Annotated in this window: 23 protein-coding genes, 1 pseudogene and 1 other annotated feature; of the genes and pseudogenes, 14 read left to right on the forward strand and 10 right to left on the reverse strand. The window is 49.5% G+C overall.

Annotated features, from left to right (window positions below):
* The first annotated feature begins 24 nt into the window (after nt 1-24).
* Nucleotides 25-462 carry a type II toxin-antitoxin system RatA family toxin gene (locus WBL83_RS06870; protein WP_424588432.1) on the forward strand — a complete coding sequence of 146 codons (438 nt, stop codon included), beginning with the start codon at nt 25-27 and terminating at the stop codon, nt 460-462.
* Nucleotides 452-742, forward strand: a complete 291-nt coding sequence (locus WBL83_RS06875; RefSeq protein ID WP_424588433.1) for an RnfH family protein — start codon at nt 452-454, stop codon at nt 740-742. Before WBL83_RS06870 ends, WBL83_RS06875 begins: the two co-directional genes overlap by 11 nt.
* A 51-nt stretch (nt 743-793) precedes the next feature.
* Here WBL83_RS06875 and bamE read toward each other — a convergent pair whose 3' ends face one another.
* From bamE to nadK, 3 genes are all read right to left on the reverse strand, one after another.
* Nucleotides 794-1135 carry an outer membrane protein assembly factor BamE gene (gene bamE, locus WBL83_RS06880; RefSeq protein WP_424588434.1) on the reverse strand — a complete coding sequence of 114 codons (342 nt, stop codon included), beginning with the start codon at nt 1133-1135 and terminating at the stop codon, nt 794-796.
* Nucleotides 1136-1359: 224 nt separating this feature from the next.
* The gene (gene recN, locus WBL83_RS06885) at nt 1360-3021 is read right to left on the reverse strand and encodes a DNA repair protein RecN (RefSeq protein WP_424588435.1); all 1662 of its coding nucleotides are present in this window, start codon (nt 3019-3021) and stop codon (nt 1360-1362) included.
* Nucleotides 3022-3107: 86 nt separating this feature from the next.
* Nucleotides 3108-3986: an NAD(+) kinase gene (nadK, locus tag WBL83_RS06890; protein ID WP_120064748.1), complete on the reverse strand. Its 879-nt coding sequence runs from the start codon at nt 3984-3986 to the stop codon at nt 3108-3110.
* 129 nt (nt 3987-4115) lie between these two features.
* Between nadK and grpE the strand changes: the two genes are divergently transcribed.
* Nucleotides 4116-4700, forward strand: a complete 585-nt coding sequence (grpE, locus tag WBL83_RS06895; RefSeq protein WP_424588436.1) for a nucleotide exchange factor GrpE — start codon at nt 4116-4118, stop codon at nt 4698-4700.
* A 74-nt stretch (nt 4701-4774) separates the two neighbouring features.
* Here grpE and WBL83_RS06900 read toward each other — a convergent pair whose 3' ends face one another.
* Together WBL83_RS06900 and WBL83_RS06905 are read right to left on the reverse strand one after the other, a co-directional pair.
* Complete coding sequence (locus WBL83_RS06900) at nt 4775-6061, reverse strand: HlyC/CorC family transporter (RefSeq protein WP_424588437.1); 1287 nt, start codon at nt 6059-6061, stop codon at nt 4775-4777.
* A 26-nt stretch (nt 6062-6087) separates the two neighbouring features.
* On the reverse strand, nt 6088-6876 hold the full coding sequence (locus tag WBL83_RS06905) for a cytochrome C assembly family protein (protein WP_424588438.1): 789 nt from the start codon (nt 6874-6876) through the stop codon (nt 6088-6090).
* 166 nt (nt 6877-7042) lie between these two features.
* On the opposite strand from WBL83_RS06905, the gene ffh reads away from it, so the two are divergent.
* From ffh to rplS, 5 genes and pseudogenes are all read left to right on the forward strand, one after another.
* Nucleotides 7043-8404, forward strand: a complete 1362-nt coding sequence (gene ffh / locus WBL83_RS06910) for a signal recognition particle protein (RefSeq protein ID WP_183270321.1) — start codon at nt 7043-7045, stop codon at nt 8402-8404.
* 113 nt (nt 8405-8517) lie between these two features.
* Nucleotides 8518-8766, forward strand: a complete 249-nt coding sequence (gene rpsP, locus WBL83_RS06915; protein ID WP_064560612.1) for a 30S ribosomal protein S16 — start codon at nt 8518-8520, stop codon at nt 8764-8766.
* 18 nt (nt 8767-8784) lie between these two features.
* Nucleotides 8785-9333: a ribosome maturation factor RimM gene (gene rimM / locus WBL83_RS06920; RefSeq protein ID WP_424588457.1), complete on the forward strand. Its 549-nt coding sequence runs from the start codon at nt 8785-8787 to the stop codon at nt 9331-9333.
* 45 nt (nt 9334-9378) lie between these two features.
* A pseudogene (trmD, locus tag WBL83_RS06925) lies at nt 9379-10147 on the forward strand (tRNA (guanosine(37)-N1)-methyltransferase TrmD).
* A gap of 40 nt (nt 10148-10187) precedes the next feature.
* Nucleotides 10188-10538, forward strand: a complete 351-nt coding sequence (gene rplS / locus WBL83_RS06930; protein ID WP_034457314.1) for a 50S ribosomal protein L19 — start codon at nt 10188-10190, stop codon at nt 10536-10538.
* 56 nt (nt 10539-10594) lie between these two features.
* Here rplS and WBL83_RS06935 read toward each other — a convergent pair whose 3' ends face one another.
* Nucleotides 10595-10966, reverse strand: a complete 372-nt coding sequence (locus WBL83_RS06935; protein WP_424588439.1) for a DUF2799 domain-containing protein — start codon at nt 10964-10966, stop codon at nt 10595-10597.
* A 288-nt stretch (nt 10967-11254) separates the two neighbouring features.
* Here WBL83_RS06935 and aroF point away from each other — a divergent pair, with 288 nt between their 5' ends.
* The 3 genes from aroF to WBL83_RS06950 all read left to right on the forward strand — a co-directional run bounded on the left by aroF (nt 11255) and on the right by WBL83_RS06950 (nt 14409).
* Nucleotides 11255-12325 (forward strand): 3-deoxy-7-phosphoheptulonate synthase AroF, encoded by a 1071-nt coding sequence (gene aroF, locus WBL83_RS06940; RefSeq protein WP_424588440.1) that lies wholly within the window; start codon nt 11255-11257, stop codon nt 12323-12325.
* 11 nt (nt 12326-12336) lie between these two features.
* Complete coding sequence (gene tyrA / locus WBL83_RS06945) at nt 12337-13458, forward strand: bifunctional chorismate mutase/prephenate dehydrogenase (protein WP_424588441.1); 1122 nt, start codon at nt 12337-12339, stop codon at nt 13456-13458.
* 75 nt (nt 13459-13533) lie between these two features.
* Nucleotides 13534-14409, forward strand: coding sequence for an SMP-30/gluconolactonase/LRE family protein (locus WBL83_RS06950; RefSeq protein ID WP_424588442.1), 876 nt, complete (start codon nt 13534-13536; stop codon nt 14407-14409).
* A gap of 29 nt (nt 14410-14438) precedes the next feature.
* On the opposite strand, the gene pheA is transcribed toward WBL83_RS06950, so the two are convergent.
* From pheA to bamD, 4 genes are all read right to left on the reverse strand, one after another.
* A complete protein-coding gene (gene pheA / locus WBL83_RS06955; RefSeq protein ID WP_424588443.1) occupies nt 14439-15599 on the reverse strand; it encodes a bifunctional chorismate mutase/prephenate dehydratase in 1161 nt (386 codons plus the stop codon).
* Between the two features lie 21 nt (nt 15600-15620).
* Nucleotides 15621-15746: a sequence feature (Phe leader region), on the reverse strand.
* A complete protein-coding gene (gene pheL, locus WBL83_RS06960) occupies nt 15698-15745 on the reverse strand; it encodes a pheA operon leader peptide PheL (protein WP_105594002.1) in 48 nt (15 codons plus the stop codon). (Overlaps the previous feature by 48 nt.)
* Nucleotides 15747-15848: 102 nt before the next feature.
* Entirely contained in the window at nt 15849-16187 is a 339-nt protein-coding gene (raiA, locus tag WBL83_RS06965; RefSeq protein ID WP_183270313.1) for a ribosome-associated translation inhibitor RaiA, read from the reverse strand.
* A gap of 268 nt (nt 16188-16455) precedes the next feature.
* Entirely contained in the window at nt 16456-17193 is a 738-nt protein-coding gene (gene bamD / locus WBL83_RS06970) for an outer membrane protein assembly factor BamD (RefSeq protein WP_424588444.1), read from the reverse strand.
* A gap of 130 nt (nt 17194-17323) precedes the next feature.
* Here bamD and rluD point away from each other — a divergent pair, with 130 nt between their 5' ends.
* From rluD to clpB, 3 genes are all read left to right on the forward strand, one after another.
* Nucleotides 17324-18304 (forward strand): 23S rRNA pseudouridine(1911/1915/1917) synthase RluD, encoded by a 981-nt coding sequence (gene rluD, locus WBL83_RS06975; RefSeq protein WP_424588445.1) that lies wholly within the window; start codon nt 17324-17326, stop codon nt 18302-18304.
* Nucleotides 18301-19032 (forward strand): purine nucleoside phosphorylase YfiH, encoded by a 732-nt coding sequence (gene yfiH / locus WBL83_RS06980; protein ID WP_424588446.1) that lies wholly within the window; start codon nt 18301-18303, stop codon nt 19030-19032. The genes rluD and yfiH overlap by 4 nt, the downstream gene beginning before the upstream one ends.
* Before the next feature lie 130 nt (nt 19033-19162).
* Nucleotides 19163-21736 (forward strand): ATP-dependent chaperone ClpB, encoded by a 2574-nt coding sequence (clpB, locus tag WBL83_RS06985; RefSeq protein ID WP_424588447.1) that lies wholly within the window; start codon nt 19163-19165, stop codon nt 21734-21736.
* The last annotated feature ends 251 nt before the right edge of the window (nt 21737-21987 follow it).

Genomic DNA, 21987 nt, shown 5'->3' on the forward strand with positions numbered 1-21987 from the left:
GTTTTGTGACTCTCAGGAAATGCTATGCCTCAGATTACCCGTACTGCGTTAGTGCCTTACAGCGCGGAGCAGATGTATCAATTAGTTAACGATGTGAAATCCTACCCTGACTTTTTACCGGGTTGCACGGGCAGTCGGATCCTTGACGCGTCGCAGGATCAGATGACGGCGGCGGTCGATGTTTCCAAGGCGGGGATCAGCAAAACTTTCACTACCCGTAACTCGCTTACCAGTAATCAAAGCATTCTGATGCATCTTGTCGATGGGCCATTTAAGTCTTTGATGGGAGGCTGGAAGTTTACGCCGCTGAGTGCCGAAGCCTGTCGTATTGAGTTCCAGCTCGATTTTGAGTTTACGAATAAACTTATCGAGTTGGCGTTTGGCCGTATCTTCAAAGAGTTAGCCGGGAACATGGTTCAGGCGTTTACCGTTCGTGCCAAAGAGGTCTACAGTGTCGCCTGATATCAAGGTTGAAGTGGTTTACGCGCTGCCTGAAAAGCAGTATTTGCTCAAGGTCAGAGTTGCTGAGGGGACGACGGTTGAGCAGGCCATTACCGCGTCAGGCATTCTTGAACTGCGCACGGATATCGATCTGGCGAAGAATAAAGTGGGTATTTTTAGTCGTCCGGTAAAATTGACCGACACGGTGAATGAGGGGGATCGGGTAGAAATTTATCGTCCACTGATTGCAGATCCGAAAGAGCTAAGACGCCAGCGAGCAGAACAAGCCGCTAAGAAGTAACCGCTCATCAGTAGCCAAAAAAAAGGTGCCTTTCGGCACCTTTTTTGTTGGTTATTCTTTTTCCAGCTTCGGCTTGTTGTCGATGTTGGTCAACACGCCACTGCTGTTGAACGTCAGCGTCAGGGTTTGCTGAGTCACATTTTCATGGCCTGGTTGCTGGCGGAAGACATAGAACCAGGTACTTGAACCGAACGGATCAGTCATCATTGGCGTACCCAGAGCATACGCAACTTGTTGTTGAGTCATGCCAGTACGGATCTTTGACACATCGTTTTGCGTCAGGTAGTTCCCCTGGTTAATGTCGGGGCGGTAAACCACTCGCTCCAGAGTGGAACAGCCTGCGGTCAGCATAAGAAGAACCGCTGCGGCAGCAGTCAGCGTTTTACAGCGCATAGTGATTTGATTCCTTTTCGGGCCCGAGCAGCACATGGCTCATTCATAATATGCCGATGATAATAAACCTTTACGCAGTTTAAAACATTAAGGCGCTTAACTCTGACCCTGGTACGGCAAAAAAGTTGGCTTAAAACCTGCTCAATTAACAATATGCTAGCTGAGTGGTGTTTTTTTGAACGATACACAGAACATCAACCGGGCTGTCTAACAAATAATCGCTATCAGGCTGCCAGCAACTCTTTTGCGTTAGCAAGCGTATTGCGAGTCACTTCACTGCCTCCGAGCAAACGTGCCAATTCTTGCAGGCGCGCGCGTTTGTCCAGCGGTTGCATGTGAGTTTCAGTCATAGCGCCATCGGTTTCTTTACTGACAAAGAAGTGATGATGCCCACAACCAGCAACTTGCGGCAGGTGTGTAACGCACATGACCTGAGTGGATTCACCTAACTGACGTAATAATTTACCAACAACCGCCGCCGTTGGGCCGCTGATCCCGACATCCACTTCATCGAAGATAAGCGCAGGCGTTTCCATTTTGCGTGCGGTAATGACCTGAATAGCCAGCGCAATACGGGAGAGCTCACCACCAGACGCTACTTTTGCTAATGGCTGTAAAGGTTGGCCTGGGTTAGTGCTGACGCGGAAATCAATACGGTCTGCCCCTTCAGCGGTCAGATGGTTTTCATTGAATTCAACATCAATAGCCAACTTGCCATGTGGCATCGACAACGAATGCATGCTGGCGGTAATCAATTCGCAAAGCTCTGCTGCGTAATGCGCACGACGCTGATGCAACTCACGCGCGATGCCAAGCGCTTGTTGATGATGGAGCGTGACCGCCTCCATTAATTCATCTTGAGAACTGGCCTGCTCATCAAGCTGGTGCAGTTCTTCGAGGAGCTGTTGATGGAACAATGGCAGTTCTTCTGGCGAAATGTGATGCTTACGAGCCAATGAGATTTGCCTGGAGATACGCTGTTCCAGTTCATACAAACGATTGGGATCGAGATCCAGACGATCACAATAATGGCGCAGTTCATCGCTGGCTTCTGAGATCTGAATGGTGGCCTCTTCCAGCATGCTTAGAACGCCTGCAAGTTTGCTGTCCATCCCGACCAGTTCTTCCATTAAATGACGCGCAGTATACAGCTGGCTTTGCAGGTTGTTGTCTTCACCATCAGCAAGGATCGCCAGCGCTTGTTGGCTGACCGATATCAATTGCCCGCTGTTCGCCAGGCGTTTGTACTCTTCGTCAATCTGTTCAAACTCACCTGCAATCGGGGAGAATTCATTGAGTTCTTTCAACTGATACTGGAGCAGTTCACTGCGTGATGCACGTTCTTGAGCAAGTTGCTGATGTTGTGCCAGCGAGCGACAGCTCTGATGCCATTCACGGTAGCTTTCAGCCATTTTCGCCAGCAGAGCAGACTCACCCGCATAACCATCCAGCAGGTTTTTTTGATGCTCTGGTTTCAACAAAAGCTGATGTGCGTGCTGACCGTGAATTTGAATCAGCATCTGACCGAGGTCGCGCAACTGAGATAGAGGAACGGCTGTACCGTTAATGAAACCGCGCGAACGTCCATCACTGCTAATCACGCGGCGCAGCAGACATTCACGCCCATCATCGAGTTGGTTTTCTTCCAGCCAGCGCAGAGCCGCAGGGGTATCTTTGAGGGAGAAGCGGGCGCAGAGGTCAGCACGGCTGGCACCCTGGCGCACCATATCAGCTTCAGCGCGGCCGCCGAGGCACAGCCCTAAGGCATCAATCGCAATGGATTTACCGGCACCTGTTTCACCCGTAATGGCGGTCATGCCGTGGTGAAAATCAATTTCCAGTTCACGAACGATAGCGAAGTTACTGATGGTGAGTTGTGCCAGCATAATTGCTTTCCTGTATGAAAAGACATGACTGTGTTTTCATACAGTATATCCTGGTTATCTATACAGTAAAGAGGCTGGTGTACTTTTTAGAACAATTTTTTCGACCAACCGAGTTTTGAGCTCAATGTATTGAAATAGCTATAATCTTTGGGATGAATCAGATTGAGATGATAGTCGCAGCGACGAATCAATACGTCCTCACCTTCCTGAATCGGAAGCGCAATCTGGCTGTCACAACTGATTTCCAGGTCGCTACGCATATGAGAGAAACGCAGGCGAATGGTACTGCTGCTGTTGATAACCAGCGGGCGTGCAGACAGCGTGTGCGGGAACATCGGCACCAGGGTAATGGCATCAAGCGATGGGGTAAGAATTGGCCCGCCAGCGGAGAGCGAATAGGCGGTAGAGCCGGTCGGCGTCGAGATAATCAGCCCATCGGAGCGTTGTGAGAAAGCGAAAATCTCATCGATATAGACTTCGAATTCAATCATGTGCGCCACTTTGCCGGGGTGCAGCACGACTTCGTTAATCGCGGTACTCAGACGTGTTGGCGTATCCTGCTGGCAAACCTGGGCTTCGAGCAAGAAACGGCGCTCGGCAATGTAATGCCCTTCAAGCACATCGGCGAGCTGTTGCTGCGCGTTGTCTGGGTCAAGATCGGTAAGAAAACCGAGATTGCCGCGGTTAATACCGATGACTTTGATATCATAACGAGCAAGAACGCGGGCAGCGCCAAGCATATTGCCGTCACCACCTACAACCACCGCGAGATCGGCCTGTTGGCCAATTTCCGCCAGCGTGCCGGTTTTCACGTTACAGAGATTAAGTTCCTGGGCAATTTGCTGCTCGACAATCACGTCGTAGCCTTTGGTGCAGAGCCAGCGATACAGCATTTCATGCGTGGTTAGGGCTGTAGGGTGACGTGGGTGCCCGACGATACCAATGCAGTTGAAATGTTTGTTCATTATGCTGATGGTCCTTATGCGCAGTTATGCAGTCGTATGTGACAATATGTCACGTTCCCTTGAATCCCGGAAACTGATCCCCATAATAAGCGAACCAGCGAGATGAATGCTAAAAACGCGGAGAAATTCATGAGTAGTAAAGATCAGAAAACACCAGACGAGCAAGTCTCGGACGAAATTGCAATGGAAAGCCACGAAGAAGTCGAGGCCGTAGAGGGTGCCGAAGTGGTTGATCCGCGCGATGAAAAAATTGCCGATTTAACAGCGCAACTGGAAGAAGTTCAGCAGCGCGAGCGTGACAGCGTGTTACGCAACAAAGCGGAAATGGAAAACCTCCGTCGCCGTACTGAGCTCGATATCGAGAAAGCGCACAAGTTCGCGCTGGACAAATTTGTCAACGAGTTGCTTCCGGTGATTGATAGCCTTGATCGCGCTTTGGAAGTGGCAGATAAGTCCAATACCGATTTAGCGGCCATGATTGAAGGTATCGAATTAACTCAGAAATCGATGCTGGATGTGGTGCGTAAATTTGGTGTGGAAGTGGTCGGCGAGACCAATGTGCCGTTCAACCCGGATGTCCATCAGGCAATTGCCATGGTCGAATCTGAAGACGTTGCACCAAATCACGTGCTGATGGTGATGCAGAAGGGTTACACCCTCAATGGTCGCACACTGCGCGCAGCCATGGTTTCTGTGGCTAAAGCAAAAGCGTAATTTGATTGAATCGCTTTAAATAAAAAGCCAGCCGCGAAGGCTGGCTTTTTTGTACCTGTCATTCTTAACGCTGACTATTCTTCCACGCTCTGGCGAAGCGGCGTCACTGGCGTGACGCGCACTTGCTTAATCATGTTGTCCTGGACGTCGAGAATATCGATATCGTAATGGCTTAAGCGCACTCGCGTTTCAACAGCCGGAATCTCTTGCAGTTCTTCGAGCAACATACCGTTGATGGTGCGAGCTTCATCTTCCGGTAGCGTCCAGTTAAACGCTTTGTTGATTTCACGCACGTTGGCGCTGCCTTCGATAATCACGGAACCGTCGTTTTGCGGCATCACTTCTTCGGCAAGCGTTGGCGACATCGAGGTCGTGAAATCGCCAACAATCTCTTCCAGAATATCTTCAACCGTCACCAGCCCCTGAATATCACCGTATTCGTCCACCACCAGACCGACTTTCTTCTTGTTTCGCTGGAATTTTACCAACTGAACGCTGAGCGGCGTCCCTTCAGGCACGAAATAAATCTCATCGGAAGCACGCAGCAGGGTTTCTTTGGTGAACTCCTGTTTTTCCGTCATCAAACGATAGGCTTCACGCACACGTAGCATGCTGATGGCATCGTCGAGCGTATCGCGATACAGCACAATGCGGCCATGTGGCGAGTGGGTGAGTTGGCGGACGATAGATTTCCAGTCGTCGTTGATGTCGATGCCCACAATTTCGTTACGCGGCACCATGATGTCGTCAACGTTCATTTTTTCGAGGTCCAGCACCGACAGCAGCATGTCCTGGTTACGGCGGGAGATTTTCGAATGTGATTCATGCACAAGGGTGCGCAATTCGTCTTTGTTGAGGGCACTACTGATCACGTGGTCACTTTTAATGCCCAGCATACGCATCAACAATCGCGTGATGGTATTGAGCAGCCACACCAGAGGCATCATGAGTATTTGCAACGGCCCGAGCAAGAAGCTACTTGGGAAGGCGACTTTTTCCGGATACAGTGCGGCAATGGTTTTTGGCAGAACTTCCGCGAATACCAGCACCACGAAGGTCAGGATACCGGTGGCGATAGCGACACCGGCATCGCCGTACAAACGCATACCGACGATGGTGCCAATGGCTGAGGCCAGAATGTTGACCAGGTTATTGCCGATAAGCACCAGGCTAATCAAGCGGTCTGGTTTGCGAAGTAGTTTTTCGACCCGTTTAGCGGCGCGATTACCTTGTTTAGCAAGATGACGCAGTCGATAACGGTTAAGCGTCATCATGCCGGTTTCAGAGCCGGAGAAGTACGCTGAAACTACTACCATGATGATCAACGTGATAATCAGAGTAGTAGTTGAGATGTGTTCCAAAAGGGTTTTCCTTTATAAAGACAAGATTAGCCAACGAATTGTTGCAGAACGCGGCTACCAAAATAGGCAAGTGTCAGAATCGCTGCACCCGCGACGTTAAACCACACGACACGGCGGCCACGCCAACCTTCATGATAGTGTCCCCACAGTAAAACGATGTAGACAAACCATGCGAGAATCGACAATACCGCTTTATCGACGTTTTCCAGGCTGAAGAGATTTTTCAGATAAAACAGGCCGGTGCACAGCGTTAACGTCAGCAGGACGACGCCGACTTGGGTGATGTGAAACATTTTACGCTCAATGCTCATCAACGGCGGCATTTCAGCGCGGAAGGCAAGTTTCTTATTCTTGAGCTGGTAATCAATCCACGCCAGTTGCAGCGCATAAAGTGCAGCAATAATCAGCGTAGCGTAGGCAAACAGCGACAAACCAATGTGCACCATCATTCCCGGCGTGGCTTCAAGATGGGTGATGAATTCATTGGGCATGAAGGTCGCTAGCGCAAGATTAATTAAGGCGAAAGCGTAAACAATCGGTAACAGCAGCCAGCCGCGATTTCGTGACGCCACTATGGTCATCACAGTACAAATCATCAAACTGACTAACGAACCAACGTTGAGCAGGCTAAGATTCTGACCACCATCGGCGGCAAAAATACGGGCTTCAAGCGCCAGAGCGTGGCTTACAAGCGCGATAACGGCCGAAATAATAGCGAAACGACGCCACCCGCTGTTCTTTGTCAGCAGACTTGGGATAATCAGCGCGAGGCTGCTGGAATAGGCTACAAGCGCAAGGATTGCGAAAACAGGCATATAAAGTGTCGGTCAATTAGCCAGAGATGAAAAAAAGCAGTATAACGTTACCTGCCGCCTGCTCCAACCGTTGCATCACACCGAAGGCGGCTTCATGGTATAATCCGCCAAATTCTGTTTTGTGTCGCAAGCTGCGGCCCTAAGTTACCACGTTAGGCTAAAGACAATGTTTGATAATTTAACTGACCGTCTGTCGCGCACACTGCGCAATATCAGCGGCCGCGGGCGGCTGACTGAAGAGAATGTAAAAGAAACACTGCGCGAAGTGCGCATGGCACTTCTGGAAGCGGACGTTGCGCTGCCGGTGGTGCGTGACTTCATCAGCCGCGTGAAAGAAAAAGCGGTTGGCCATGAAGTGAACAAAAGCCTGACTCCAGGTCAGGAGTTCGTCAAAATCGTTCGTGCCGAACTGGTTGCGGCGATGGGCGAAGAGAATGCGAGCCTGAATCTTGCGGCGCAACCGCCAGCCGTTGTGCTGATGGCGGGTCTGCAAGGTGCGGGTAAAACCACAAGCGTAGGTAAGTTAGGTAAATTCCTGCGTGAAAAGCACAAAAAGAAAGTGCTGGTGGTGTCTGCCGACGTTTATCGTCCGGCGGCGATCAAACAGTTGGAAACGCTGGCTGAACAAGTCGGTGTCGATTTTTTCCCATCTGATGTCGGGCAAAAGCCTGTCGATATCGTAAATGCGGCGCTGAAAGAAGCGAAGCTGAAGTTCTTTGACGTGTTGCTGGTGGATACTGCCGGTCGTTTACACGTTGATGAAGCGATGATGGACGAAATCAAACAGGTTCATGCTGCGATTAATCCAGTAGAAACCCTGTTTGTTGTTGACGCCATGACGGGTCAGGATGCGGCAAATACCGCAAAAGCTTTCAACGAAGCATTGCCACTGACGGGCGTCGTGTTGACGAAAGTCGACGGTGATGCTCGTGGCGGTGCAGCACTTTCTATTCGTCACATCACCGGTAAGCCAATTAAGTTCCTGGGTGTCGGTGAAAAAACCGAAGCGCTGGAACCTTTCCACCCGGATCGTATTGCTTCTCGTATTCTGGGAATGGGCGATGTTCTCTCGCTTATCGAAGATATTGAGAGCAAAGTTGACCGTGCTCAGGCTGAAAAGCTGGCCAGCAAACTGAAGAAAGGCGATGGGTTTGATCTCAACGACTTCCTCGACCAGCTCAAGCAAATGAAAAACATGGGCGGTATGGCAAGTATGATGAGCAAATTGCCAGGTATGGGGCAATTGCCGGATAACGTTAAGTCGCAAATGGATGACAAAGTCCTGGTGCGCATGGAAGCCATTATTAATTCCATGACGCTCAAAGAGCGCGCGCAGCCAGAGATTATCAAAGGTTCACGTAAACGTCGTATCGCGATGGGTGCGGGTATGCAAGTGCAAGATGTCAACCGTCTGCTTAAGCAGTTCGACGACATGCAGCGCATGATGAAGAAGATGAAGAAGGGCGGAATGGCGAAAATGATGCGCGGCATGAAAGGTATGATGCCGCCTGGTTTCCCAGGTCGTTAAGCTCATTTAGATTGCAATTTCCCCAGAAATGAGTAAAATTTTCGGGCTTTTAATATGACACTGGGCTCCATCCCTCGATGGGGCCCAGTGTTTTATTCACTAAAGAGGATGTTATGGTAACTATTCGTTTAGCACGTCACGGCGCTAAAAAGCGTCCGTTCTACCAGGTTGTTGTTACTGACAGCCGTAATGCACGTAACGGTCGCTTCATTGAGCGCGTTGGTTTCTTCAACCCTATCGCTAGCGAAAAAGACGAGGCAACTCGCCTGGATCTGGATCGCATCGAGCATTGGGTTGGCCAAGGCGCAACCGTTTCTGATCGCGTATCTGCGCTGATCAAAGCAGCTAAAAAAGCAGCTTAATCTGTCACGGTGGTCATGATGAGCAATCAAATCTCCGCAAAGGCACCTGTTAACCCAATCGTATTGGGCAAGATGGGATCCTGCTACGGTATTCGTGGTTGGCTCAGAGTGTTTTCCTCCACCGAAGACGCCGATAGCATTTTTGACTATCAGCCCTGGTTTATCCAGAAGGCGGGTCAGTGGCAGCAAGTACAGCTGGAAAGCTGGAAGCACCACAATCAGGATCTGATCATCAAGCTGAAAGGCGTTGACGATCGGGATGCCGCGAATCTTCTCACTAATTGCGAAATTGTGATTGATTCAACGCAATTGCCCAATCTCGGCGAGGGTGACTACTACTGGAAAGACCTTATGGGCTGCCAGGTAGTGACAACTCAGGGATATCAGCTCGGTAAAGTCATCGACATGATGGAAACCGGCTCCAATGACGTTCTCGTCATTAAGGCAAACCTGAAAGATGCGTTCGGTATCAAGGAGCGGCTGGTTCCGTTCCTCGATGGGCAGGTTATCAAGAAAGTCGATCTCGCTACTCAAACCATTGAAGTAGATTGGGATCCTGGTTTTTAAAACCTCCGGATTAACGGTAAAAGACGGCGTAATGGAGATTGGCTTGTGTTTATTGGTGTAGTTAGCCTGTTTCCAGAGATGTTCCGCGCGATTACCGACTTCGGGGTAACTGGCCGGGCAGTAAAAAATGGCCTGCTGAGCATCCAAAGCTGGAGTCCACGTGACTTCACTTATGACCGGCACCGTACCGTGGACGATCGTCCTTACGGCGGCGGACCGGGTATGCTTATGATGGTAAACCCTTTGCGGGAAGCCATCCACGCAGCGAAAGCAGCGGCAGGGGAAGGTGCTAAGGTTATCTATCTTTCACCTCAGGGACGCAAGCTTGATCAAGAAGGCGTCAGCGAGCTGGCAACAAATGAGAAGTTAATTCTGGTTTGTGGTCGGTACGAAGGGATAGATGAGCGCGTAATCCAAACCGAAATTGATGAAGAATGGTCAATCGGCGATTACGTACTCAGCGGTGGTGAATTACCAGCGATGGTGCTGATTGACTCAGTTTCACGGTTTATTCCGGGAGTTCTGGGACATCAGTCATCGGCAATCGAAGATTCGTTTGCAGATGGATTGCTGGACTGCCCACACTATACTCGTCCTGAAGTGTTAGAAGGCATGGAGGTTCCGCCAGTTTTACTGTCGGGTAACCATGCTGAGATTCGACGTTGGCGCCTGAAGCAGTCGCTTGGCCGTACCTGGCTTAGAAGACCTGAACTTCTGGAAAACCTGGCTCTGACTGAAGAGCAAGCAAGGTTGCTGGTGGAGTTCCAACGGGAACACGCAAATACAGCAACATAAACATGATGGGAAGGCGTAAGCCCCCGAATATCAGTTTACCCAGGATAAGAGACAAAATTATGAGCAACATTATTAAGCAAATTGAACAAGAACAGATGAAACAGGATGTACCTTCATTCCGTCCGGGTGATTCCGTGGAAGTGAAAGTATGGGTCGTTGAAGGTTCTAAAAAACGTCTGCAGGCATTTGAGGGCGTGGTTATTGCAATCCGTAACCGCGGTCTGCACTCTGCATTCACTGTTCGTAAAATTTCCAACGGCGAAGGTGTTGAGCGTGTATTCCAGACTCACTCCCCAGTAATCGACAGCATTACTGTTAAACGTCGTGGTGCCGTTCGTAAAGCTAAACTGTACTACCTGCGTGAGCGTACTGGTAAATCTGCTCGTATCAAAGAGCGTCTTACTAAGTAAGATTTCGCTAACGCGACATCCATATAAAGGGCTGCCATTTGGCAGCCCTTTTTTGTTTAGCGCATCAGTGATTCCTGTAATCCCTCACGGCTGGCTTTGTCCCATATCGCGCGTCGCTCAGCCACGTCAGGCAGGGTTTCACAACTCGCCGGGAATGATTTCCCGCTCTGTCCTTGAATCGCTAAGAACTTCGGATCACAAATCCGCTGCTGCCCGTCGGCATACCCCTTTAACCACTCTTCGCGATCCACATTCTCATCGTTATGCAAATGCGCAATCACGGGATTACTGCGTACAGGCTGCCCGGACATCGCATCATCCCAACCCGCCTGATACCAGTCGGTCGGTGCCGGAGTGGGAGCATGTGTGTAGGGATCAACGTAACAAGCAGACAAAAACAGGATCGGAATCAGGGCTAAACAGCGCATAGTGGGATATCCATTTCAAAGCGTATTACCTGAGCATAGAGCGATTATGGCTTTGCATTAGGCTATTTTCACAGAGTGCATGGTTGCGCATAAAAACAGCGTGGTTATGCATCCATGTACATTAAACTTTACAGTGAATGCACTCTAACGTGCTACAGGCGGCAATTAATTGCTTGGTGTAATTTATTGTTTACGTATTATGGATTGCATTCTTTACTAAAGCTGGTAAGGTAGTGCCATCCTCACTGAGGAAACGACTATCGCAAACGAGCTAACAGGATCGCCATCATGCAAAAAGACGCGCTAAACAACGTACATATTTCTGACGAACAGGTATTAATCACTCCGGATCAACTGAAAGCGGAATTCCCGCTGACTGCGGCTCAAGAAGCGCAGATCGAACAATCCCGTCAGACAATTTCCGATATTATCGCTGGCCGTGATCCTCGTCTGTTGGTGGTGTGTGGACCTTGCTCAATCCACGATCCTGATACCGCGATTGAATATGCTCGTCGTTTTAAAACGTTGTCTGAACAAGTTAGCGATAGTCTGTACCTCGTGATGCGCGTCTATTTTGAAAAGCCACGTACTACTGTTGGCTGGAAAGGTCTTATCAACGATCCACATATGGATGGCTCGTTTGATGTTGAAGCTGGTTTGAAAATTGCTCGTCACTTGCTCGTCGAATTGGTCAGCATGGGCCTGCCACTGGCGACGGAAGCACTGGACCCGAACAGCCCGCAATACCTTGGCGATCTGTTCAGTTGGTCTGCAATCGGCGCACGTACTACTGAATCCCAGACTCACCGTGAAATGGCTTCTGGCCTGTCAATGCCAGTTGGATTTAAAAACGGCACCGACGGTAGCCTCGGTACTGCGATTAATGCGATGCGTGCCGCATCTATGCCGCACCGTTTCGTCGGTATCAACCAGGCGGGCCAGGTTTGCTTGCTGCAAACGCAGGGCAACCCTGATGGCCATGTGATTTTACGTGGCGGCAAAGCGCCAAACTACAGCCCGGCAGATGTCGCGCAATGTGAAAAAGAGATGGAGCAGGCGGGACTCCGCCCAGCCTTGATGATAGATTGCAGCCATGGCAACTCAAACAAAGACTACCGCCGCCAGCCGGGTGTGGCTGAATCAGCTGTCGCTCAAATTAAAGATGGTAACCGTTCGATTATTGGCCTGATGATTGAAAGCAACATCCATGAAGGTAATCAATCTTCAGAACAACCACGCAGTGAAATGAAGTACGGCGTTTCTGTCACTGATGCTTGCATCGACTGGGCGACCACAGAGACATTACTGCGCGAGATTCATCAGGATCTGAACGGTACGCTTGCGGCGCGTAAGGCATAAGAGGTTTTACTATGGTGGCTGAACTGACCGCGCTGCGCGATCAAATTGACGAAGTGGATAAGGCGTTGCTGGGATTACTGGCACGTCGCCTGGAATTGGTAGCGGAAGTTGGCGAAGTCAAAAGCCAGTATGGTTTGCCGATTTATGTTCCGGAACGTGAGGCTGCAATGCTAGCTTCGCGCCGCAAAGAAGCGGAAGCGTTGGGTGTTCCTCCTGACCTGATTGAAGATGTATTACGTCGGGTCATGCGCGAGTCCTATTCGAGCGAGAATGACAAAGGGTTTAAAACGCTATTCCCTGCGCTACGTCCGGTGGTGATTGTCGGCGGTGGTGGGCAGATGGGGCGCATGTTCGAAAAGATGCTCACCCTTTCTGGCTATCAGGTGCGCATTCTTGAAAAAGAAGATTGGGCACAGGCTGCAGAATTGATGGCCGATGCGGGCATGGTGATTGTCAGTGTGCCGATTCATATTACCGAGCAAGTTATCGCTCAACTGCCGCGCTTGCCTGAAGACTGCATTCTGGTCGATCTGGCATCTGTAAAAAATGGTCCACTACAAGCCATGCTGGCAGCGCATCAGGGCCCGGTTCTCGGGCTACACCCGATGTTCGGTCCAGATAGCGGAAGCCTTGCGAAGCAAGTTGTAGTGTATTGCGACGGCCGCCAACCCGAAGCTTATCAGTGGTTTCTGGAACAAATTCAGGTTTGGGGAGCGCGTTTACATCGTTCCACCGCGGTTGAACACGATCAGAACATGGCGTTTATTCAGGCGCTGCGCCATTTTGCAACCTTTGCATATGGTCTGCACCTGGCTGAAGAGAATGTGCAGCTTGAGCAGTTACTTGCGCTTTCATCACCTATTTATCGCCTGGAACTGGCGATGGTGGGTCGTCTGTTCGCACAAGACCCACAGCTTTACGCCGATATTATTATGTCCTCGGAAAGCAATCTGGATCTTATTAAGCGTTACTACAAACGATTTGGTGAGGCGATTAGCTTACTTGAGCATGGTGATAAGCAAGCTTTCATCGACAGCTTCCGTAAAGTCGAACAGTGGTTTGGCGATTACGCGCAGCGCTTCCAGAGCGAAAGTCGAACTTTGTTACGTCAGGCAAATGATAGCCGACCGTAAATTCGATAAAGGTTTTATACTCAAAAGCCATCAGGGAAACCTGGTGGTTTTTTTATTGGCTAAAAGGATAGAGAAATGGCGCAGCCGCAAGTTCTGTTCGATTACACTGGTCACCTGCCTGAATGCCCTACGTGGAGTGCAGAGGAAAACTGTCTTTACTGGACGGACATTCTTGAGAATGAAATTCATCGATACAACACCACAAGTCATCAACATGATGTGATTAAGTTTTCCGAAGAAGTCGGCTGTTTTGCTTTGTGTGAAACAGGGGGCTTTATTGTCGCGTTGCGAAGTGGAATTTATCTCACTAACCGTACAGGCCTTATCACGCGCAAAGTCTGTGATAACCCGAGTAACCCCGCTTTGGCGCGTTTCAATGATGGCGGCACTGACAGAGAAGGGCGTTTTTACGCGGGAACATTTTGGGGGCCTGGAGACTTCAATGGGGCATTGTTATGCCGTGTTGATAACGATCTGACTGCGCATGTTATCCAGCACGATATTCATGGCGCAAACGGTCTGGCATTTAGTGAAGATAAAAAATGGATGTATACATCTGATACGCCTAACCGTGTGATTTATCGAACACCGCTGGAAGAAAATGGTGAGCCAGGCAAGCGTGAAGTGTTTAAGCGTTTTGAGCCAGGGCAGGGGATACCTGATGGTGCGGCGATTGACGAAGAAGGATGCTACTGGACGGCGTTGTTTGATGGTTACCGCATCGCTCGTTTATCCCTTGAGGGCGAGGTACGGGAAGAGTATCAGTTGCCGGTTCGCTGCCCAACGATGGTGTGTTTCGGTGGTGATGATATGAAAACGCTGTTCATCACGACGACGCGAGAAGATATGGACGAGGCGGAAGTGGCCCAAAGGCCGCTTTCCGGTGCAATATTTACGCTACAAGTCACGGTTGCGGGGATGCCTAAACTGAAGTTCAAAGTGAACCAGTAAGCCAGCATTACGCTGGCTTACTACCAGTCTTATGCCGGATTGACAGGCACAACATTCTCACTTGGGTAACAGCCGAGCACTTTCATCGAACGGGTAATTTCACCCAGTTCGCGGAGTGCTTTGCGCATGGCTTCGTCATTCAGATTTGCCTGAACATCCAGATAAAACATCTCTTCCCACGGGTTGCCGTTAATTGGGCGCGATTCTAATTTTGTCATGATCAGATTGTGATTTCGTAACACCAGAAGCGCTTCTACTAATGCACCCGCTTGCTGACCTGTCGCCATCAGCAAGGTTGTTTTGGCTGGAACCTGGTCGGTCACTTCAATCGATTTGCGAGCCAGTACGATGAAACGGGTGATGTTTTGCGTCTGGTTTGCCAGATTACGTTCCAGAACTTGCAAACCATACAACGCCCCACCGGCTTCACTACCAAGCGCTGCGACATGTGGCGAGTTTGCCTGAGCCACTTTTTCCATCGCTGCAGAAGTACTTTCGCAGTATTCGATTTTCCAGTTTGGATAACGATTAATGAATTGGCTGCATTGCTGGAAAGGTTGTGGATGGCTGTACACCGTATGGATAGTTTCTAAATCTGTCGTGCCTTTGACCAGTACGCAGTGATCGATGGGTACAGTCATTTCGGCAACGATGGACAAGCTCGTATGCTGCAATAAATCGTAGACATCATTTATTGCACCGGAACTGGTGTTTTCCAGCGGTACCACGGCGTAATCAGCCTGACCCGTTTCAACCTGGTTAAAGATATCGTGGAATTTGGCACAACCACTTTCGATGAATTGCTCAAAATGACGAGCGGCATACTGACGGGCGGCCAGGTGCGAGTAAGAACCTTTCGGGCCGAGGAAAGCAATCCGCGCCGATTGCGGATTAGTTTTGTTAAGGTGCTGCTGTAATAGCGCTTGCTGCGTCAGAACTGAATCTTCAATGATCAGTTGGAAGAGGCGCGTAATATAATGAGCATCCAGGTTATGCGCTTTACCTAAGCTAATCAGGCGCTCCAGCAAATCACGCTCGCGGTCGATATCACGTACCGGGCGGTGAGTCGCGAGCTTGGCTTTTCCGACTTCTACAGCCAATAAGCGACGTTCTGCCAGCAGTGCCAGCAATTTTACATCCAGGGCGCTGATTTTATCGCGCAGTGCCAGCAATGGGTTTGTCTCACTCATAACGCTACCTTTTCGAAGTCCATAAAAAAGGCCTCCCGCTTGGGGAGGCCTGTTTGTTCGTCTTCGCATTCTTTATCACACGACGAATTGCCTCCCATTCAGGGGAAGGTAAAAAAGAATGCGAAGAAAAACGGAATAAATTTCATGGTTGGTTCCTGATAAGTCAGACAAGTAAGGTACTCGGTCTGTTTTCGCTCTGTCAATAAAAAACGCGCCCGGAGGCGCGTTGAGTATCATAAAGCTAATTCGTTACTCTTCTTCAACTTCCGCGATAGCAACGTCTTTCACTGAACCTGCTGTGCGACGCGCTTCACCCTTGTGTTGCACTTTATTCAACTGCCGCTCCAGTTTGTTGATCAAATCGTTGATAGCCGTATACATATCATCGTGTTTGGCGCTCGCTACGAGCTGGCCGTTTGGCGTATTAATGGTGGCATCAGCCACGAAACCTTTCGGTTCTTTGGACAAAACAATGTGTGGGTTAATTAAATGAGTTTGCCACTTGTCCAGTTTAGAGAGACGGTCTGCGACGTGCTGACGAATAGCTGGGGTGATTTCCATTTGCTTGCTGGTAATGTTCATTGTCATAAAGTTACCTCTTGTCTTTCCCGTCTTGGTAACTCCAGCATACCTTTCTGAATGTCAAATTGTGTGATGCGCATCACACAATTTTGTCACTTTTTGTCAGTGAACCCTTTTTGTGAGGCAGGACAGGATCCCAGTTTTTAATGCTTGTGGAACTTAAGAATAGCGTCCATATTTGATTGGATGACTTGACGCTAAACCGTTTCAGTTTGACGATTCAGGCAATAAAAATGGCAGCCAATGGCTGCCATTTTGTTTTAAAATCGAGCTATCAGGTGTTGCTGCTGTTAGCCGCGATAATTTTTGCAACTTTTTCAGCTTGAGCTGGCATTTGCATTTCTCGGTAAGCATTTTCCATCAGTTTCAGACCATCACGGGTGGCCTGAGTATCAGGGAAATCACGCAACATTCCTTCGACACGGTTAACTACTGCAACCCATGCGCCGCGTTTAGTGTAGTATTGCGCCACGGAAAGCTCATATTTCGCTAAACGATCTTTCAGGAACACCAAACGCTTAGTGGCGTCAGTGACATACTGGCTTTTCGGGTAACCTCGAACCAGCTTAGAGAAATCATTGAATGCGTCGCGCGCATGAGCAGGATCACGGTCAGAACGATCTACGCCAAAGAAACCTTGTAATGCGCTATCATCCAGCGCCATGTCCGTCAGACCACGCATATAAAGTACGTAGTCGATGTTTGGATGGGTAGGATTTAGACGCATAAAGCGGTCAATAGCTGCCTGAGCCAGTGGCAAGTCAGCATTCTTGTAGTAGGCGTAAATAAGATCTAACTGCACTTGCTGCGAGTAAGGCCCGAACGGATAACGGTTATCCAGCGCTTCCAGTTGCGTTATCGCCGCTTTAAAGTTACCGTCCTGCAACTTTTGTTGGGCAGTCGCATAGATCTCAGAAGGTGGACTATCAGGAACCTCATCCTTGGAACTGGAGCAACCAGCCAAAGCCAGGCTCAACGTGGCTGCTGCCACCAGATATTTCATACGCGTCATGACGTTTTGACTTTCCTCAGAATGTTATCCGGGAGGCTCACAGTACCAGCTCCCGATAAAGACCAGCTACAATAGCACACTATATTAAACGGCATTGCCGTAAAACCCAACGTTAACGAAGAAGCTGTCTATGGCACAACTAGTACAACTCAACGCAACAGTATCCGAAACTCAACTCGGTCAACGCTTAGATCAAGCTTTGGCCGAATTGTTCCCGGATTATTCACGTTCGCGTATAAAAGAATGGATTTTAGATCAGCGCGTGCTGGTCAATGGCAAAATCAGCGACAAACCGAAAGAAAAAGTGTTGGGTGGAGAAAACGTCACTATCAATGCTGAAATCGAAGAGGATGTGCGCTGGGAACCACAAGACATCCCGCTCAATATCGTTTACGAAGATGACGATATTCTGGTGATTAACAAACCGCGTGATTTCGTTGTGCATCCTGGTGCGGGTAACCCTGATGGGACCGTACTAAATGCGCTGCTGCATTATTATCCGCCGATTGTTGATGTGCCACGTGCTGGCATTGTGCATCGTCTGGATAAAGACACGACAGGCTTGATGGTCGTCGCGAAAACCGTTCCTGCGCAAACTCACCTCGTTGAGGCATTGCAATTACGTGAAATCACACGTGAATATGAAGCGGTTGCAATCGGTCATATGACTGCGGGTGGCACAGTAGAAGAGCCAATTAGCCGCCATCCGACCAAACGTACCCACATGTCTGTACATCCGATGGGTAAACCTGCGGTTACGCATTACCGAATCATGGAGCATTTCCGTGTGCACACGCGTCTGCGTCTGCGTCTGGAAACCGGTCGTACGCACCAGATTCGCGTTCATATGGCGCATATCACTCATCCATTGGTGGGCGATCAGCTGTACGGTGGCCGTCCGCGCCCACCAAAAGGTGCGTCGGAAGAGTTTGTGAATGTGCTGCGCAAGTTTGACCGTCAGGCTCTGCATGCCACGATGCTTCGCCTTCATCATCCAATCAGCGGTATGTTGATGGAATGGCATGCGCCAATCCCTCAGGATATGGTTGAGTTGATTGAAGCGCTGCGTGTTGATACAGAAATCCATAAGGATCAACTGGACTGGCTATGAGCAAATTGATCGTCCCGCATTGGCCACTTCCAGAAGGAGTGGCTGCTTGCAGTTCGACACGTATTGGCGGTGTTAGTCAGCCGCCCTACGACTCGATGAATCTGGGGGCTCACTGCGGTGATAACCTGGATGACGTCGAAGAAAACCGCCGCCTGTTCTATGCTGCCGCCGGGTTGCCCACAAAACCGGTTTGGTTAGAACAAGTGCATGGTACTGCTGTGCTGAAACTGAGCGGCGAGCCTTATCTTTCTAAACGTGCAGATGCATCTTATAGCGATACGCCGGGTACAGTCTGTGCAGTAATGACAGCTGATTGTCTGCCAGTGCTATTCTGTAATAAGGCAGGAACCGAAGTTGCCGCTGCTCATGCTGGATGGCGTGGCTTGTGCGAAGGTGTGATTGAAGAAACGGTGGCTTGTTTTAAAGACGCACCAGCAAACATTATGGCGTGGCTTGGCCCGGCTATTGGCCCTGAAGCATTTGAAGTTGGGCCTGAAGTGCGTGAAGCGTTTATGGCTAAAGACATTCAGGCTGACAGCGCTTTCCGCCCATCCGGGGAAAAATACATCGCTGACATATATACCCTGGCTCGTCAGCGTTTGTCTGCGGTAGGTATTAACCATGTGTATGGTGGTGACCGTTGCACCTTCAGCGAAGCGGGTGATTTTTTCTCATATCGACGCGACAGAACCACAGGCCGTATGGCAAGTTTCATTTGGCTGATATAACCTATTGAATCAAGACGATCCAGTGCGGGTAAATAAAGCTTCAAATATTTCAGGTCATTAACCTTGAATAATTGAGGGATGACCTCATTTAATCTCCAGTAGCAAATTTGACCTGTATATGGGAGGAGTTATGCGTCTGGATCGTCTTACTAATAAATTCCAGCTTGCTCTCGCCGATGCCCAATCTCTAGCTCTCGGGCACGACAACCAATTTATCGAACCCCTTCACTTGATGAGCGCACTGCTCAATCAGGAAGGCGGCTCTGTACGTCCTTTACTGACTTCCGCTGGCGTTAATGCTGGGAAGTTGCGTAACGATATTGAGCAAGCTTTAAGCCGTTTACCACAAGTTGAAGGCACTGGCGGTGATGTCCAGCCTTCACAGGATCTCGTCCGTGTACTGAATCTGTGTGACAAACTGGCACAAAAACGAAATGACAATTTCATTTCGTCAGAGTTATTTGTTCTGGCAGCACTTGAATCACGCGGAACATTAACTGATGTACTGAAATCAGCGGGTGCTACCACGGCAAATGTGACAGCAGCAATTGAGCAAATGCGTGGAGGCGAAAACGTGAATGACCAGGGTGCCGAAGACCAACGTCAGGCATTGAAAAAATATACTGTCGATCTGACCGAGCGTGCGGAACAGGGCAAGCTCGATCCTGTGATCGGTCGTGATGAAGAAATTCGTCGCACAATCCAGGTTTTGCAACGTCGTACTAAAAATAACCCGGTACTCATCGGGGAGCCTGGTGTGGGTAAAACTGCCATTGTTGAAGGCCTGGCTCAGCGCATTATTAACGGCGAAGTCCCTGAAGGCTTGAAAGGGCGTCGGGTATTATCGCTGGATATGGGTTCACTGGTTGCGGGTGCAAAATACCGTGGTGAATTTGAAGAGCGTCTCAAAGGTGTGCTTAACGACCTTTCTAAGCAGGAAGGTAATGTCATTCTCTTTATAGATGAATTGCACACTATGGTTGGCGCGGGTAAAGCAGATGGCGCAATGGATGCGGGCAACATGCTCAAGCCTGCTCTGGCTCGAGGTGAACTGCACTGCGTAGGCGCAACCACGCTTGATGAGTATCGTCAATATATAGAGAAGGACGCAGCCCTTGAGCGTCGCTTCCAGAAAGTGTTTGTTGCTGAGCCTACTGTAGAAGACACCATTGCTATTTTACGCGGGCTGAAAGAGCGCTATGAATTGCACCACCATGTGCAAATCACTGACCCGGCCATCGTTGCGGCTGCAACTCTGTCGCATCGTTATATAGCTGACCGCCAGTTGCCGGATAAAGCCATCGACCTGATCGATGAAGCAGCTTCCAGCATTCGTATGCAGATTGACTCGAAGCCAGAAGAGCTAGACCGTCTGGATCGTCGAATCATCCAGCTCAAACTTGAACAGCAGGCGCTGAAGAAAGAATCTGACGAAGCCAGCCAAAAACGTCTCAGCATGCTCGAAGAAGAGTTAGGGCAGAAAGAGCGGGAATATTCAGTGCTGGAAGAAGAGTGGAAAGCTGAGAAAGCTTCACTTTCTGGTACACAGACTATCAAGGCTGAGTTGGAACAGGCAAAAATCGCTATTGAGCAAGCCCGCCGTGTCGGGGACCTGGCGCGTATGTCTGAGCTGCAATACGGGAAGATACCTGAACTCGAGAAACAGCTTGCGGCTGCAACTCAAAGTGAAGGTAAAACCATGCGTCTGCTGCGTAACAAAGTCACCGATGCTGAAATTGCGGAAGTGTTGGCACGTTGGACGGGTATCCCAGTGGCTCGCATGCTCGAAGGGGAGCGCGACAAACTGTTACGTATGGAGCAACAACTTCATACCCGCGTCATCGGTCAGAATGAAGCAGTAGAAGCGGTATCGAACGCTATCCGTCGTAGTCGTGCAGGGTTGTCTGACCCAAATCGTCCAATTGGTTCATTCTTGTTCCTTGGGCCAACCGGTGTTGGTAAAACTGAACTGTGTAAAGCGTTGGCGAACTTTATGTTTGATAGCGATGACGCGATGGTGCGTATCGATATGTCTGAGTTTATGGAAAAACACTCAGTCTCACGTTTGGTGGGTGCACCTCCTGGATATGTCGGTTACGAAGAAGGGGGATATCTGACAGAAGCAGTTCGCCGTCGTCCTTACTCAGTCATTCTGTTGGATGAAGTTGAGAAGGCGCACCCTGATGTGTTCAACATTTTATTGCAAGTGTTGGATGATGGGCGTCTGACGGATGGACAGGGTAGAACGGTCGACTTCCGTAATACGGTGGTGATCATGACATCTAACCTCGGTTCTGATTTGATTCAAGAGCGTTTCGGCGAGCTGGATTATGGTCATATGAAGGACATTGTTCTCGGCGTTGTGAGCCAGAACTTCCGTCCAGAATTTATTAACCGTATAGATGAAGTCGTGGTGTTCCATCCTTTGGGTGAAAAACACATTGCTTCTATTGCACAGATTCAGTTGCAGCGTCTGTATAAACGTCTTGAAGACCGTGGCTATGAAGTCACTATCTCTGAAGAGGCCTTAAAGCTGCTTAGTGAGAATGGTTACGACCCGGTTTATGGTGCAAGACCTTTGAAACGGGCTATCCAGCAGCAAATTGAGAACCCGCTTGCTCAGCAAATCCTTTCTGGAGAGCTGATTCCTGGGAAGGCTGTGCATCTGGAAGTAAAAGATAATCATATTGTGGCAGTGCAGTGAGTCACATAAAAGATAAAAACGAGCCCTGAGGGGCTCGTTTTTGTTTAAAAACCAGGCGATATTATGCTTTCTGAGGGCGTTTTGTTTGGAAAGTGTGCGAACGATAAGTTTTTTGCAATTTGGTACTTGTCAGCTCCCAGAAAATCCCTATACTGCGCCTCCACTGACACGGCACAACGGCTTACAAACCGGCCCGTCAGTCAGACGAAAAGCGAAAATAAACGCTTGACTCTGAAAGAGGAAAGCGTAAT

Source organism: Buttiauxella sp. (genome assembly GCF_049686335.1).
Taxonomy (GTDB): domain Bacteria; phylum Pseudomonadota; class Gammaproteobacteria; order Enterobacterales; family Enterobacteriaceae; genus Buttiauxella.

Bases quoted from the DNA above. Each gene is read 5' to 3' on its own strand.
- clpB (WP_424588447.1), top strand. From the start codon at position 19,163: ATGCGTCTGGATCGTCTTACTAATAAATTCCAGCTTGCTCTCGCCGAT.
- WBL83_RS06935 (WP_424588439.1), bottom strand. From the start codon at position 10,966: ATGCGCTGTTTAGCCCTGATTCCGATCCTGTTTTTGTCTGCTTGTTAC.
- pheA (WP_424588443.1), bottom strand. From the start codon at position 15,599: ATGAGTGAGACAAACCCATTGCTGGCACTGCGCGATAAAATCAGCGCC.
- ffh (WP_183270321.1), top strand. From the start codon at position 7,043: ATGTTTGATAATTTAACTGACCGTCTGTCGCGCACACTGCGCAATATC.
- grpE (WP_424588436.1), top strand. From the start codon at position 4,116: ATGAGTAGTAAAGATCAGAAAACACCAGACGAGCAAGTCTCGGACGAA.
- raiA (WP_183270313.1), bottom strand. From the start codon at position 16,187: ATGACAATGAACATTACCAGCAAGCAAATGGAAATCACCCCAGCTATT.
- WBL83_RS06950 (WP_424588442.1), top strand. From the start codon at position 13,534: ATGGCGCAGCCGCAAGTTCTGTTCGATTACACTGGTCACCTGCCTGAA.
- aroF (WP_424588440.1), top strand. From the start codon at position 11,255: ATGCAAAAAGACGCGCTAAACAACGTACATATTTCTGACGAACAGGTA.
- rimM (WP_424588457.1), top strand. From the start codon at position 8,785: ATGAGCAATCAAATCTCCGCAAAGGCACCTGTTAACCCAATCGTATTG.
- WBL83_RS06870 (WP_424588432.1), top strand. From the start codon at position 25: ATGCCTCAGATTACCCGTACTGCGTTAGTGCCTTACAGCGCGGAGCAG.
- recN (WP_424588435.1), bottom strand. From the start codon at position 3,021: ATGCTGGCACAACTCACCATCAGTAACTTCGCTATCGTTCGTGAACTG.
- rplS (WP_034457314.1), top strand. From the start codon at position 10,188: ATGAGCAACATTATTAAGCAAATTGAACAAGAACAGATGAAACAGGAT.
- bamE (WP_424588434.1), bottom strand. From the start codon at position 1,135: ATGCGCTGTAAAACGCTGACTGCTGCCGCAGCGGTTCTTCTTATGCTG.
- WBL83_RS06905 (WP_424588438.1), bottom strand. From the start codon at position 6,876: ATGCCTGTTTTCGCAATCCTTGCGCTTGTAGCCTATTCCAGCAGCCTC.
- yfiH (WP_424588446.1), top strand. From the start codon at position 18,301: ATGAGCAAATTGATCGTCCCGCATTGGCCACTTCCAGAAGGAGTGGCT.
- rpsP (WP_064560612.1), top strand. From the start codon at position 8,518: ATGGTAACTATTCGTTTAGCACGTCACGGCGCTAAAAAGCGTCCGTTC.
- rluD (WP_424588445.1), top strand. From the start codon at position 17,324: ATGGCACAACTAGTACAACTCAACGCAACAGTATCCGAAACTCAACTC.
- nadK (WP_120064748.1), bottom strand. From the start codon at position 3,986: ATGAACAAACATTTCAACTGCATTGGTATCGTCGGGCACCCACGTCAC.
- tyrA (WP_424588441.1), top strand. From the start codon at position 12,337: ATGGTGGCTGAACTGACCGCGCTGCGCGATCAAATTGACGAAGTGGAT.
- bamD (WP_424588444.1), bottom strand. From the start codon at position 17,193: ATGACGCGTATGAAATATCTGGTGGCAGCAGCCACGTTGAGCCTGGCT.